This window comes from Ruegeria sp. CDSB113 (assembly GCF_059611045.1).
In genome coordinates this window covers 285,476-297,726 of sequence record NZ_JBXWOU010000001.1, presented here as the reverse complement: position 1 = coordinate 297,726, position 12,251 = coordinate 285,476, and the positions used below count along the sequence as shown (strand labels likewise).

Annotated in this window: 14 protein-coding genes; 11 read left to right on the top strand and 3 right to left on the bottom strand. The window is 58.7% G+C overall.

Annotation, left to right across the window (positions count from 1 at the left end; translation table 11 throughout):
• The first annotated feature begins 235 nt into the window (after positions 1–235).
• The 11 genes from AC2FIS_RS01520 to AC2FIS_RS01470 all read left to right on the top strand — a co-directional run bounded on the left by AC2FIS_RS01520 (position 236) and on the right by AC2FIS_RS01470 (position 9,830).
• Positions 236–790: a DUF3305 domain-containing protein gene (locus tag AC2FIS_RS01520; RefSeq protein ID WP_496771714.1), complete on the top strand. Its 555-nt coding sequence runs from the start codon at positions 236–238 to the stop codon at positions 788–790.
• Positions 787–1,371 (top strand): DUF3306 domain-containing protein, encoded by a 585-nt coding sequence (locus tag AC2FIS_RS01515; RefSeq protein ID WP_496771713.1) that lies wholly within the window; start codon positions 787–789, stop codon positions 1,369–1,371. Before AC2FIS_RS01520 ends, AC2FIS_RS01515 begins: the two co-directional genes overlap by 4 nt.
• Positions 1,372–1,375: 4 nt before the next feature.
• Positions 1,376–1,987: a TorD/DmsD family molecular chaperone gene (locus tag AC2FIS_RS01510; RefSeq protein WP_496771712.1), complete on the top strand. Its 612-nt coding sequence runs from the start codon at positions 1,376–1,378 to the stop codon at positions 1,985–1,987.
• Between the two features lie 61 nt (positions 1,988–2,048).
• Positions 2,049–2,237, top strand: coding sequence for a ubiquinol-cytochrome c reductase iron-sulfur subunit N-terminal domain-containing protein (locus AC2FIS_RS01505; RefSeq protein WP_058273834.1), 189 nt, complete (start codon positions 2,049–2,051; stop codon positions 2,235–2,237).
• Positions 2,238–2,365: 128 nt separating this feature from the next.
• Positions 2,366–5,260: a formate dehydrogenase subunit alpha gene (locus tag AC2FIS_RS01500; protein ID WP_496720033.1), complete on the top strand. Its 2,895-nt coding sequence runs from the start codon at positions 2,366–2,368 to the stop codon at positions 5,258–5,260.
• An 11-nt stretch (positions 5,261–5,271) separates the two neighbouring features.
• The gene (fdh3B, locus tag AC2FIS_RS01495; RefSeq protein ID WP_058273836.1) at positions 5,272–5,865 is read left to right on the top strand and encodes a formate dehydrogenase FDH3 subunit beta; all 594 of its coding nucleotides are present in this window, start codon (positions 5,272–5,274) and stop codon (positions 5,863–5,865) included.
• 111 nt (positions 5,866–5,976) lie between these two features.
• The gene (locus tag AC2FIS_RS01490; RefSeq protein WP_496771711.1) at positions 5,977–6,327 is read left to right on the top strand and encodes a putative quinol monooxygenase; all 351 of its coding nucleotides are present in this window, start codon (positions 5,977–5,979) and stop codon (positions 6,325–6,327) included.
• A 27-nt stretch (positions 6,328–6,354) separates the two neighbouring features.
• Positions 6,355–7,554, top strand: coding sequence for a formate dehydrogenase subunit gamma (locus AC2FIS_RS01485; protein ID WP_496771710.1), 1,200 nt, complete (start codon positions 6,355–6,357; stop codon positions 7,552–7,554).
• Complete coding sequence (locus tag AC2FIS_RS01480; RefSeq protein ID WP_496771709.1) at positions 7,555–8,817, top strand: c-type cytochrome; 1,263 nt, start codon at positions 7,555–7,557, stop codon at positions 8,815–8,817.
• Positions 8,818–8,831: 14 nt separating this feature from the next.
• Positions 8,832–8,957 (top strand): hypothetical protein, encoded by a 126-nt coding sequence (locus AC2FIS_RS01475; RefSeq protein WP_472723580.1) that lies wholly within the window; start codon positions 8,832–8,834, stop codon positions 8,955–8,957.
• A complete protein-coding gene (locus AC2FIS_RS01470; RefSeq protein ID WP_282168497.1) occupies positions 8,958–9,830 on the top strand; it encodes a substrate-binding domain-containing protein in 873 nt (290 codons plus the stop codon).
• Between the two features lie 4 nt (positions 9,831–9,834).
• On the opposite strand, the gene AC2FIS_RS01465 is transcribed toward AC2FIS_RS01470, so the two are convergent.
• From AC2FIS_RS01465 to AC2FIS_RS01455, 3 genes are read right to left on the bottom strand one after another with little or no spacing between them, the layout of a single operon-like run.
• Entirely contained in the window at positions 9,835–10,650 is an 816-nt protein-coding gene (locus AC2FIS_RS01465; protein ID WP_496771708.1) for an ABC transporter substrate-binding protein, read from the bottom strand.
• A 20-nt stretch (positions 10,651–10,670) separates the two neighbouring features.
• Positions 10,671–11,405, bottom strand: coding sequence for an ATP-binding cassette domain-containing protein (locus AC2FIS_RS01460; RefSeq protein WP_496771707.1), 735 nt, complete (start codon positions 11,403–11,405; stop codon positions 10,671–10,673).
• Positions 11,398–12,111 (bottom strand): ABC transporter permease, encoded by a 714-nt coding sequence (locus AC2FIS_RS01455; protein ID WP_496771706.1) that lies wholly within the window; start codon positions 12,109–12,111, stop codon positions 11,398–11,400. The genes AC2FIS_RS01460 and AC2FIS_RS01455 overlap by 8 nt, the downstream gene beginning before the upstream one ends.
• Positions 12,112–12,251 lie beyond the last annotated feature (140 nt).

The following is a 12,251-nucleotide window of genomic DNA, read 5'->3' as shown; positions in this document are numbered from 1 at the left end:
TTCGCATCGCAGGCTGTATCCCCGTTGCTGGAATGTAAACCCTTTGGGACAGCGGGCCATTTGGCCACGGAAACCCCTTTCTTTACAATAAACAAAGGCGTCCGTTTGCGGGGATCACTATTTTGCTACCAGCCATTACGACTAAGGTCGTACGACGCGGGCTTGGCACCTGAGCGCTTTGTGTACCATAGTGGACCTGTGGGAAGGCATGGGAGAGCCTTCCGGGGAGGAGCCAGTGGCCAAGGCCGCAAGCCAGATTGAAATGCCAATCGGCGTCGTCGTGCGCAAAACACCCGGTGTAACCCGCTGGGCGAAATGGAATTGGCGCGCCATTGCTGTGTTGCCCGGTGCCGGACCTGCGGACTGGCACGAAATGCGGCGTGAAGGCGAGGCCATTGAGTACCACGCAGCGACCTTGCCCCTGACACTTTGGGCAGATGAAACCGAAGCCTACATGGTGAACCTGTCGGACGGCCAGCCGTCGATCTACCTTGTTCTCCGTGATGCGCTGGATGGCGAAAGGCCGATGGATGCGGTCCTGGTCACCGCGTCGCCTTTCGAAGGCCAGGACTATGCGGATACCGGTGAAGAGATCGTTGAGAAAATCCCGATGACCGATGGGTTGATCGCCTGGGTGCGCGACTTCGCTCTGGAACATCATAACGACGAAGTCTTTGTGAAACGCCGTCGGGACAAAAAACGGGTCGATTTGGTCGAGGACGGCAAGGGCGACGCACGCATCCGGCAAGAGTCAGACGTGTACCGCGCCCCGCGGAGGATCGTGCAGTGACCCAAGCCCGCGATTTCTGGTCCCGCCGCAAAGCGGCAGTACAAGCGGAAGCCGAGGCCGAGGTCATCGCGATTGAAGAACAGGCCATTGCCGCCCAACACGCCGAACTGGAAGAAAAATCCGATGCGGAGATTCTAAATGAACTCAACTTGCCCGACCCTGACGAATTGCAGGCGGGCGATGACGTCTCGGGCTTTATGGCCAAGGCGGTGCCTGACCGTCTGCGCCGTCGTGCCTTGCGACGGCTGTGGCGGCTGAACCCGGTATTGGCCAATGTCGATGGTCTGGTAGATTACGGCGAGGATTATACCGACGCCGCCTGCGTGATCGAAAACATTCAGACCGCTTACCAGGTTGGCAAAGGTATGCTTGCACATGTCGAGGCGCTGGCGGCTGAGGCCGAAGACAGCGAAGCGGACGAAACAATTGAACCGGATGAGCTGCAGGACGAACCTGCGTCACCCGAAACCGCGACACCAGAGCCCGTTCTGGTGGCTGAGGTGGACATAGCGCCGGACCTGTCTGAAGAGGCAGAGATCACCACTGCCCCACGCCGCATGAAATTTGAATTCGAAGGATGACCTGATGACCGCAAGTGAAGCGCAACAGATGAATGTCTCGGCAGAGGATCGTATGCGCGCGGATTTCTACAACTTTCTGGGGCTGCTTCTGTCTGCGCCGCCCGATCAGATGCTGCTGGATCAAGTATCCAGTCTGACCGGCGATGAGACCGATCTTGGGCAGGCCATTCAGGCCATGGCCCGCGTCGCCAAAGTGACCAAGCCCGCCGCAGCGGAACGCGAATTCAACGCGCTGTTCATCGGGTTGGGGCGCGGCGAGCTGCTACCCTACGCCAGCTTCTACCTCACTGGATTCCTGAATGAGAAACCTCTGGCGCAACTGCGCAACGACATGGCAATGCGTGGCATTACTCGAGCCCAGAATGTCTTTGAACCGGAAGACAACATCGCCTCATTGATGGAGATGATAGCGGGCATGATCGTTGGTCGCTTCGGCGCAGCTGCATCTTTGGAAGACCAAAGGGCATTCTGGAACAAACATATCGGCCCTTGGGCCATGCATTTTTATTCGGATTTGGAAGGCGCCGAAAACTCGGTTCTCTATGCCTCGATCGGCACAGCCGGTCGGGTCTTCATGGAGATCGAGCGCGAAGCCTTCCGAATGACGGCAGCGTGAACCGCTGTCACTCGCCAGCGTCCCAAGGGGTGCTAACTCGCAAATGGGAGAGGAGAAACCCATGAGCAAGACCAAGGAAGAAGGCGCAACGCGCCGCGACTTCCTCAAACTGGCTGGAACCGCAGCGCCCGCTGCCGTTGCCGCCGCCAGCCTGAGCGGAAAAGCCGAGGCAGCCGAGCTGCCTACGGATGAGAACCGCATTCAGGATACCGCGCACACGCGCGCGTACTTGAAAAGCGCACGCTTCTAGCGCGACGACAGCGCCCGGTTCAAACCCGGACGAGGTCACACCCGACTGACGGTTGCGATTGGCCCTGACGTCGGCACCAGCAGTACCAAGCCAGCCGTGGCTCACACGGCGCGCAAGGGAGGAAAGAAATGCTTAGGAAAAAGACCAACGGGGTTGCGAGACGCCCCCAGCGGACAAGTATCCTGTCCCAGGTCGGCGAGAAAACCGTCGATCGCCGCGCATTCCTGCGTGGCTCGGGCCTGACGATCGGCGGCCTTGCCGCGATCAGCGCCACGGGTGGAACCGTGACGCCAGCCAGTGCCCAGACAGCGGCCAATCAGGCCGTGGAAAACATCAAGTCCATATGCACCCACTGCTCGGTCGGCTGTACCGTCGTCGCCGAGGTGCAGAATGGCGTCTGGATCGGGCAAGAGCCCGGTTGGGATAGCCCGTTCAATCTGGGTGGACATTGCGCCAAGGGGGCGGCAGTTCGCGAGCACGCCCATGGCGAGCGTCGCCTCAAGTATCCGATGAAAAAGGAAGGCGGAGAGTGGAAGCGCATCAGCTGGGAAGAGGCGATCAACGAGATCGGCGACGGCATGATGAGCATCCGCGAAGAATCCGGGCCGGACAGCGTGTACTGGCTGGGCTCGGCCAAGCATAACAACGAACAGGCCTATCTGTTCCGCAAGTTCGCCGCCTATTGGGGCACGAACAACGTGGACCATCAGGCGCGTATCTGCCACTCGACCACTGTTGCGGGTGTTGCGAATACATGGGGCTACGGCGCCATGACCAATTCGTACAACGACATCCACAACTCTCGGGCTATCTTCATCATCGGCGGCAACCCGGCCGAGGCGCACCCTGTCTCGCTGTTGCATGTTCTGCGCGCGAAAGAGCAGAACAACGCACCGCTGATCGTCTGCGACCCGCGCTTTACGCGCACTGCGGCCCATGCGGATGAATATGTCCGCTTCCGTCCTGGTACAGACGTCGCCTTGGTTTGGGGTATTCTGTGGCACATCTTCGACAACGGCTGGGAGGACAAAGAGTTCATCCGCACCCGTGTCTGGGGCATGGATCAGATCCGTGAAGAGGTCGCCAAGTGGAACCCGGAAGAGGTGGAACGCGTCACCGGCACCCCCGGCTCGCAGCTGCGCCGCGTTGCGCGCACCATGGCCAACAACCGTCCTGGTACGGTGATCTGGTGCATGGGTGGCACGCAGCATACCAACGGCAACAACAACACCCGCGCCTACTGCGTGCTCCAGCTTGCGCTTGGCAACATGGGTACTTCGGGTGGTGGCACCAACATCTTCCGCGGCCATGACAACGTTCAGGGCGCAACGGACCTTGGTGTTCTGTCCCATACCCTGCCCGGCTACTACGGCCTGTCAAAAGGTGCTTGGGGTCATTGGGCCCGTGTCTGGGGTGAAGAACCGGAATGGCTCGCTGGCCAGTTTGCGACGATCAAAGACAAGGAAGGCAAGGACAAGCCGCTGCAGAACGAGCGCGGCATCCCGGTCTCCCGCTGGATCGATGGTGTTCTGGAAGACCCGGCAAACATGGATCAGGACAACAACGTCCGTGCCATGGTGCTGTGGGGCCACGCGCCTAACTCGCAGACCCGGATGACGGAAATGAAGACGGCGATGGAGAAGCTGGACATGCTGGTCGTGATCGACCCGTATCCTACAGTTTCCGCCGTTTTGCATGACCGTACCGATGGTGTCTACCTGTTGCCCGCCTGTACGCAGTTCGAAACCCGTGGGTCTGTCACGGCATCGAACCGGTCGCTGCAGTGGCGTGACAAGGTTGTGGAACCGCTGTTCGAAAGTCTGCCGGATGAGGTCATCATGGCCAAGTTCGCCAACAAGTTTGGATGGGCAGATCGGCTATTCCGCAATATCGAGATGGACGACCCGGAAACACCGAATGTTGAAAGCATCACGCGTGAGTTCAACTCGGGCCTCTGGACCATCGGATACACCGGTCAGTCACCGGAACGTCTAAAAAGCCACATGGCCAACCAGCATACGTTCGACAGAACCACGCTGCAGGCAATCGGTGGCCCGAACGACGGCGAGTACTATGGTCTGCCCTGGCCCTGCTGGGGAACGGCTGAGATGGGTCATACGGGGACGCCAAACCTCTATGACATGTCCAAACCGGTGGCCGAAGGCGGCCTGACCTTCCGCGCCCGTTTCGGTGTGGAACGCGACGGTGACAACCTGCTGGCCGAAGGGGTCTATAGTGTCGGGTCGGAAATTCAGGATGGATACCCTGAGTTCACGATGCAGATGCTGATGGACCTTGGCTGGGATGGCGATCTGACGGCCGAGGAACGCGCGGCCATCGACGCCGTTGCGGGACCAGAGACCAACTGGAAGACCGACCTTTCCGGCGGCATCCAGCGGGTCGCGATCGAGCATGGCTGTGCGCCCTTCGGGAACGCCAAAGCCCGCGCGGTTGTCTGGACCTTCCCGGATCCGATCCCAATCCATCGCGAGCCGCTTTATACGCCGCGTCGCGATCTGGTAGAGGACTATCCGACCTACGAGGACCGTCAGGCCTATCGCCTACCCACGCTCTACGCATCGATCCAAAAGAACGACTTTTCAAAGGATTACCCGATAATCCTGACGTCTGGTCGTCTGGTCGAGTATGAGGGCGGCGGCGATGAGTCACGGTCGAACCCGTGGCTGGCCGAGCTGCAACAGGACATGTTCGTCGAGATCAACCCACGCGATGCCAACAATTTGGGCATTCGTGACGGGGCACAGGTCTGGGTCGAAGGTCCCGAAGGCGGCAAGGTCAAGGTGATGGCGATGCTGACCAACAGGGTCGGTGCCGGCGTGGCCTTCATGCCGTTCCACTTTGGCGGCCATTTTCAGGGCGAAGACCAGCGGAATAAATACCCTGCTGGTGCGGACCCCTATGTCTTGGGTGAAAGTTCCAACACCGCCCAGACCTATGGCTATGATTCAGTGACCCAGATGCAAGAGACCAAGTGTACTCTCTGCAAGATCTCGGCAGCGTAAGGAGAACGATAATGGCTAGAGCAAAGTTTCTCTGCGACGCTGAACGCTGCATCGAGTGCAACGCCTGCGTAACCGCGTGCAAGAACGAGCACGAAGTGCCCTGGGGCATCAACCGCCGCAGGGTGGTGACGATCAATGACGGCAACCCGGGCGAACGCTCGATCTCGGTGGCCTGTATGCATTGCTCGGATGCGCCTTGCATGGCGGTTTGCCCGGTCGACTGCTTCTATCAGAACGAAGAAGGCGTCGTCCTGCACTCCAAAGACCTGTGCATTGGTTGCGGTTATTGCTTCTATGCGTGCCCCTTCGGTGCGCCGCAATACCCGCAGGCAGGCAACTTCGGATCACGTGGCAAGATGGACAAATGTACCTTCTGCGCCGGTGGTCCCGAAGAAAACAACTCTACTGCAGAGTTCGCAAAATATGGTCGCAACCGGATCGCCGAGGGCAAGCTGCCCATCTGCGCCGAGATGTGTTCCACCAAGGCCCTGCTCGCCGGTGACGGCGATGTGGTCTCGGCCATCTACCGCGAGCGCGTCGTCGCGCGCGGATTTGGATCGGGCGCATGGGGTTGGGGCACCGCCTACGACCAGAAAGACGGATAAACCCGTCTGACAAGAAAAGACGGTCCCGTGTTCATCCACGGGACCGTCCCAGCGCGACCATAAGGATTTGGTCGAGCTTAGGTTGCATGTCCAATCTGCGCGGAGCATTTCATGACCGAAGATATTTACTGGCTGCTGAAACTTGAGTTGCAGGCCGATCAGGATGCTGCATTTGATGCGCTGATGGCGGAAATGGTGGATGCGACACTGACAGAAAGTGGTGCGAAGTCTTATGAGTGGCATCGTACAGGGTCCACCGTTCACATCTATGAACGCTACGCCTGTTCAGATGACGCAATGATCCATATGCAGAACTTCGGAGCGAATTTCGCCGACCGTTTTCTGGCAATTCTCACCCCCACCACGTTAGAGGTTTACGGACCAGCAAAAGATGACCTGCGCGATACCCTGACACCCGTAGGAGCAGTCTTTCACGAACAAGTCGGCGGCTTCGACCGATAACCCCGTACGACACAGGAGATTCGATAGATGCGCCTGATCCAAATGCTGCTGATACCACTTTTCCTTGCCAGTTTTGCCTGGGCACAGGAAAACACGGAAGTTCCTGCAGAATCTGACCGCAGCGCCACAGGCGGTGCAACCACTCTGCAAGATATCATGGCCCGTCAGCGTGGTGAAAAGGTCGACAACAGCTATCGGTCCGAAAACACCGGCCAAGGCAATGCCGAAGGCTTGCTTGGTCAGCTTGGGACGCGCGGTGTGACCTCGGACAGCGATGTCTATCGCGCACTTCGCTACGGTTCGGCGGATGTGACCGTGTCTTCCCATGGTCCGGCCGCAACGGTACTGATCCAGGACGGCGGCATGTGGTGGCTGAATTTCCGCACTGGTCCTTTGCGTGAATATGGATCTTACATCATTGGCGGTATGCTTGTTCTTTTGCTGCTGTTTTTCCTGATCCGCGGAAAGATCAGGATTGATGGTGAAAAGACCGGGCGGAAGATTCTGCGTTTCAACGGGATCGAGCGGTTTGGGCACTGGTTGTTTGCCGGGTCCTTCCTGATACTAGGCGTCACCGGCCTGTTGACCTTGTATGGCCGTGATTTCCTGATCCCCGTTTTTGGCAAAGAGGGGTTCGCGACCATCGCTCAGGGCTGCAAATGGCTGCATAACAACCTGGCTTGGGCCTTTATGCTGGGGCTGATCATCGTGACAGTGAACTGGATTTCTCACAACATCCCGAACCGCACCGACCTGAAATGGCTCGCTGCTGGTGGGGGATTGTTCACCAAAGGCAGCCACCCACCCGCCAAGAAATTCAACGCCGGGCAAAAGATCATATTCTGGCTTTGCATTCTGCTGGGCGTCTCGATCAGCCTGTCCGGTCTGTCGTTGCTGTTCCCATTCGAAATGCCACTGTTTGCCAAGACCTTTTCGATCGCGAATTCGACCGGTATTCCGCAGATGCTTGGGCTGAACCTGCCCGTGCAGATGTCCCCGCAAGAAGATATGCAATACGCCCAGATCTGGCACGTCATGGTCGCCTATGCGTTCATCGCGATCATCTTGGCCCACATCTACCTGGGCTCGGTCGGCATGGAAGGTGCGTTTGACGCTATGGGAACCGGAGAGGTGGAAGAGCAATGGGCGCGCGAGCATCACTCGCTGTGGCTGGAAGAGGTGCAGGCAAAAGAGGCCAGCGAAGGAGCGGCCTCGCCCGCCGAGTAAATGCGCAAGTTGGTTCTGGCTCTGGCGTTGATGCCCCTGCCCGCAATGGCCGAGTTCTTTACGCTCAAGGGCCACGGCGGACCCATCATGGGGATCGCCACAGCACCCGATGGCCGGATCGCCACGGCCAGCTTTGACAACTCGGTCGGTGTTTGGACGGATCAATCCCCAAAATGGCTGGAAGGCCACGAAGCGGCTGTCAACTCCGTCGTTTTCAACGGCACGGCCATCTATTCGGCAGGAGATGACTTTACACTGCGCCGGTGGCCCGGAGGTCAGGTTGTAGGTCAACACAAAGGTAAGATCGTGGGCGTGGCGGCATCCAAAACCCACGTGGCAACGGCCAGTTGGGACGGAACAATCGGCCTATGGCCGGTTGACGGTTCGGCGCCGTCGATCCTCGGCCCCATTGGCAGTGGCATAAACGCCGTCGAATTCTCGACCGATGGATCACAGCTCTATTCCGCAGGCATCGACGGGTCATTGCGCATATGGGACGTCGCCAGCGGGCAGGAAACCAATCGATTCGTGGAGCACGGCTTTGGTATCAACGAACTAGTACTGAACGAGCGGGACAACTGGATTGCTTATGGTGCAGTCGACGGAGTCACCCGCGTCCTCGACCTGACAACCGGCGACGAGCGTGATTTCACCTTGGAACGCCGACCGATCCTTGCATTGGCGCTCAGCCCGGATCGCAGCATGCTGGCAGTCGGAGATGGCGAAGGCTACATCATGGTGATCGACACGGTCGAATGGCGTATCGCGCAGGACTTCAGGGCCACCCTACGCGGCCCGGTCTGGGCGCTGGCCTTTTCGCCTGATGGGCAGAACCTGCATGCCGGCGGCATTGACGAGGCCATGTATAGCTGGCCGGTTACCGCGCTTGGGGATCAGGAACAGATGGCCGCGACAGAACTCAGCTTTCTCAAAAAACCTGAAGAAATGGAAAACGGGGAACGCCAGTTTGCCCGCAAATGCTCGATCTGCCACAGCCTTACACCGGATGGTCAACGCCGCGCGGGTCCGACGCTGCATGGTGTGTTCGGGCGCAAGGCCGGTACGCTTGCGGGATATTTTTATTCGGACACGCTGCAAGACTCTGATATCATTTGGAATGAAGAAACGATAAACGCTCTGTTTGACGAAGGGCCGGACCATTATATCCCGGGGTCGAAGATGCCGATGCAGCGGATCACCGAACCCAGGGACAGGGACGACCTTATCGCCTTTCTACGCCGCGCCACGGCGCCAGAAAACTGAGCCGGAGGAGACCTATGAAAGCCTTTCTTGCTGCTGTTGCCGCCATGGTGGTGATCACCGTCGCCGCGCCCTTTACGCTGCAACAGATCGGTTTCAGTGCTGCGGATGCCGGCACCAGCTCGGCTGTGCGTCTCGACTGAATGTCCGAATATCTGACCACCAAGGAACTGGCCGATCTGCTGCGCATTGGCGAGCGGAAGGCCTATGATCTTGCCTCATCGGGTGAGGTGCCTTGCGTGCGCGCCATGGGCAAACTGCTGTTCCCGCGGGCCGAGGTGATTGCATGGCTGAACGCCTCGCGATCCGGCCCGGAAGTGGCCGAACCGCCCCTGCCCCCGATTGTCGCTGGCAGTCACGATCCGCTGCTGGACTGGGCGCTGCGCGAAAGCGGCTCGGGTCTGGCGACATATTATGATGGCTCATTCGACGGCCTAACCCGCCTGAAAGACCGCAACGCGCAGGCGGCAGCGCTGCACATTCATGAGGATGGCGGGTTCAACACCCAGACCCTGAAAGACGCTTTGGGTGAGGCCCCGGTCGTTCTGTTCGAAGTCGCGCAGCGCCAGCGTGGTTTGCTGCTGGCACCGGGCGCATCGGAAATCCAGGGTTTTGCGCAGCTAAAAGGCCGACGTGTCATCTTGCGTCAGGACAGCGCGGCTAGCCAGCGGTTGTTCGACGCACAGCTTGAGGCCCACGAAATAACCCGCAACGATCTGGAAACCCTGCCCACCTGCGCCCGCACAGAAGAAGAGTTGGCCATTGCCCTGCATGACAACAAGGCCGAGGTCGGGTTCGGACTAGGCGCATTGGCTGGGCTGTACGATCTGGGGTTTGTTCCCACGCATACCGAACGCCTGGACCTGGCGATTTGGCGTCGAGCCTATTTCGATGACCCGATGCTGAAATTGCTTAGCTTTGTGCAGTCCGACCGGTTCCTGACCCGCGCCGATGAGTTTGGTGGGTATGACCTGTCCGGTCTGGGAACGATCCACCACAATGGCGCCAGCGGGTGATCCCCTATTTCGCGTTCGGAAAGAACAGCTGCTGACCATTCAACTCAAAGGCCTCGATGGCTGCCTGCCCGTCCGGTCCGATTAGCCAATCAACAAACCGCTGCCCTGCCGCCGCCCGTACACCCGCGTGTTTTTCGGGGTTCACCAGAATAACGCCGTATTGGTTGAACAAGCGCGAGTCACCTTCGACCAACACTTCAAGGTTTCCACGGTTGCCGAAGGACTCCCACGTCGCACGATCCGTCAGGGTATAAGCATCCATGCCACTGGCCACGTTCAACGTCGCGCCCATGCCTGAACCGGTTTCCCTGTACCACGTACCCGATTCCGCAACCGGATCTACTCCGGCGTCGTTCCAGTGGCGCATTTCGGCCTTATGGGTTCCGCTGTCGTCCCCGCGTGATGCAAAGGGAACTTCGGCCTCAGATACCGCAGTCAAAGCGGCCACGATATCCGATCCGCCCTTCACCTTGGCCGGGTCTGATTTGGGACCGACAAGAACGAAGTCATTATACATCACGTCAAATCGTTCAACGCCCCAGCCGTCTTCGACAAACTGCTCTTCGTCCGCCTTTGCATGGACCAACAGAACGTCACCATCCCCATTGATTGCGTTACGGATCGCCTGCCCGGTGCCCACAGCAACAACGCGCACGTCGATCCCGGTTTCCGCCTCGAACCAAGGAAGGATGTAATCCAACAGTCCCGAATTTTGGGTCGAGGTCGTTGATTGCACCACGATAAATGGTTCTTCGGCTAAGGCCGGACCTGTAAACAAGCCAAGTGAAACCAATGCTGCCCGAATGAAATTCCGGATCATTCTAAACTCCAGATTTTTTGTTATGTCACCAATCCGCCTGCAAGATACCTGCGCGAGGCATCACTTTTGGGATCGTCCAATACCTGACGCGCATCGCCATGTTCAACCACATGACCGCCCTGCATCATGACGACATCCGATGCCAGCCGGCGCGCCTGACCGATGTCATGGGTCACCATGACAATGCGCACCCCCCCTTCTGATGCGCGCAGGATCATCCGCTCAATCACCTGAGTGGCGCCGGGGTCCAGCGCGCTGGTCGGTTCGTCCAGAAACAAGGTATCCGGGTCCAGCGCCAGCGCGCGCAGGATGGCCAGCCGCTGCGCCTCACCTCCCGACAGCGATCTGGCCGCTTGCCGTGCTTTGCCTTCAAGCCCGCCTTGGGCCAGCAAATCAGCAATACGCGTCTTGCGAGCAACGCGCTGCAGGCCCTGCCGTTTCAGGACAAAATCCAGATTGGCTGCAACGGACCGGCGCAGCAAGACGGGTTGCTGAAACACCATCGCCTGCCGGGCCTTGTGATCAGCATTCAAAGGAACTCCATCTAGCTCCATGTACCCTTTGTCCGGCGCAATCAGCCCATGCAGGCACCGCAGCAACAGGCTTTTGCCCGCGCCGTTCGGTCCAAGGATTAAGGTCGGCCCCGGCCCGCTCAATGTCAGGTGCGGAACGTCCAGCAATGCGGTGCCATTACGCGCAATCTGCAATCCATTAACGGTGATGCGCCGCGCCATTTCCGAGACCAGATCACGCATGGCGCAACCCCTCTCTCTCAGCCCGCAGGCTAAGCGTGCTGACCATGGCGTTCACCGCTATGGCAATACCGATCAGGATCGCGCCGAGCGCCAGGGCCAGCGCAAGATTTCCCTTGGACGTTTCCAGCGCGATGGTCGTCGTCATCACCCGCGTCACGTGATTGATGTTTCCGCCAACGATTATGACCGCCCCAACCTCGGCAATGGCCCGGCCAAATCCGGCCAGCAAGGCCGTGACCAGCGCCAAACGCGCATCCCACAGAAGTACTGGCACAGACGCCAGCCGCGACACGCCCAAGGATCGGAGCTGTTCCGAGTATTCCTCGGCCAGCATCTCGACCACCTGCCGCGTCAACGCAGCGACGATGGGCGTCACCAAAACAACCTGCGCGATGATCATCGCGGTCGGTGTGTAGAGCAGTTCAAGGACGCCCAAAGGCCCGGATCGCGACAACATCAGATAAACCAGCAGGCCTACGACCACCGGCGGGAACCCCATCAGCGCGTTCATAAGAATGATCATAACCCGCCGCCCCGGAAAGCGTGCAACAGCCAGCGCAGCGCCAACAGGCATGCCAATCAGTGCAGAAATCAAGACGGCAAAAATGGAAACTTTCAGGGAAAGCAGCACAATCGCCCAAAGCTCTGGATCCCCATTCAGGATCAGAGTGAACGCCGTATTGAATTCTGATGCAAATCCCTGCATTTTATTCGGACTATCGCCAGTTTCGTATGAAATGCGTTGTTATTCATAGAATTCTACGCCATTTCGATCTCAAGTACAGACACAATTCCGACATAAGATACAGGAAACGCGGCCCCGTTTGGGACCGCGCCTTTTAAACC

Coding starts and splice junctions, on each gene's coding strand:
- fdh3B (WP_058273836.1), top strand. CDS start 5,272: ATGGCTAGAGCAAAGTTTCTCTGCGACGCTGAACGCTGCATCGAGTGC.
- AC2FIS_RS01455 (WP_496771706.1), bottom strand. CDS start 12,111: ATGCAGGGATTTGCATCAGAATTCAATACGGCGTTCACTCTGATCCTG.
- AC2FIS_RS01460 (WP_496771707.1), bottom strand. CDS start 11,405: ATGCGTGATCTGGTCTCGGAAATGGCGCGGCGCATCACCGTTAATGGA.
- AC2FIS_RS01480 (WP_496771709.1), top strand. CDS start 7,555: ATGCGCAAGTTGGTTCTGGCTCTGGCGTTGATGCCCCTGCCCGCAATG.
- AC2FIS_RS01510 (WP_496771712.1), top strand. CDS start 1,376: ATGACCGCAAGTGAAGCGCAACAGATGAATGTCTCGGCAGAGGATCGT.
- AC2FIS_RS01500 (WP_496720033.1), top strand. CDS start 2,366: ATGCTTAGGAAAAAGACCAACGGGGTTGCGAGACGCCCCCAGCGGACA.
- AC2FIS_RS01490 (WP_496771711.1), top strand. CDS start 5,977: ATGACCGAAGATATTTACTGGCTGCTGAAACTTGAGTTGCAGGCCGAT.
- AC2FIS_RS01465 (WP_496771708.1), bottom strand. CDS start 10,650: ATGATCCGGAATTTCATTCGGGCAGCATTGGTTTCACTTGGCTTGTTT.
- AC2FIS_RS01470 (WP_282168497.1), top strand. CDS start 8,958: ATGTCCGAATATCTGACCACCAAGGAACTGGCCGATCTGCTGCGCATT.
- AC2FIS_RS01485 (WP_496771710.1), top strand. CDS start 6,355: ATGCGCCTGATCCAAATGCTGCTGATACCACTTTTCCTTGCCAGTTTT.
- AC2FIS_RS01505 (WP_058273834.1), top strand. CDS start 2,049: ATGAGCAAGACCAAGGAAGAAGGCGCAACGCGCCGCGACTTCCTCAAA.
- AC2FIS_RS01475 (WP_472723580.1), top strand. CDS start 8,832: ATGAAAGCCTTTCTTGCTGCTGTTGCCGCCATGGTGGTGATCACCGTC.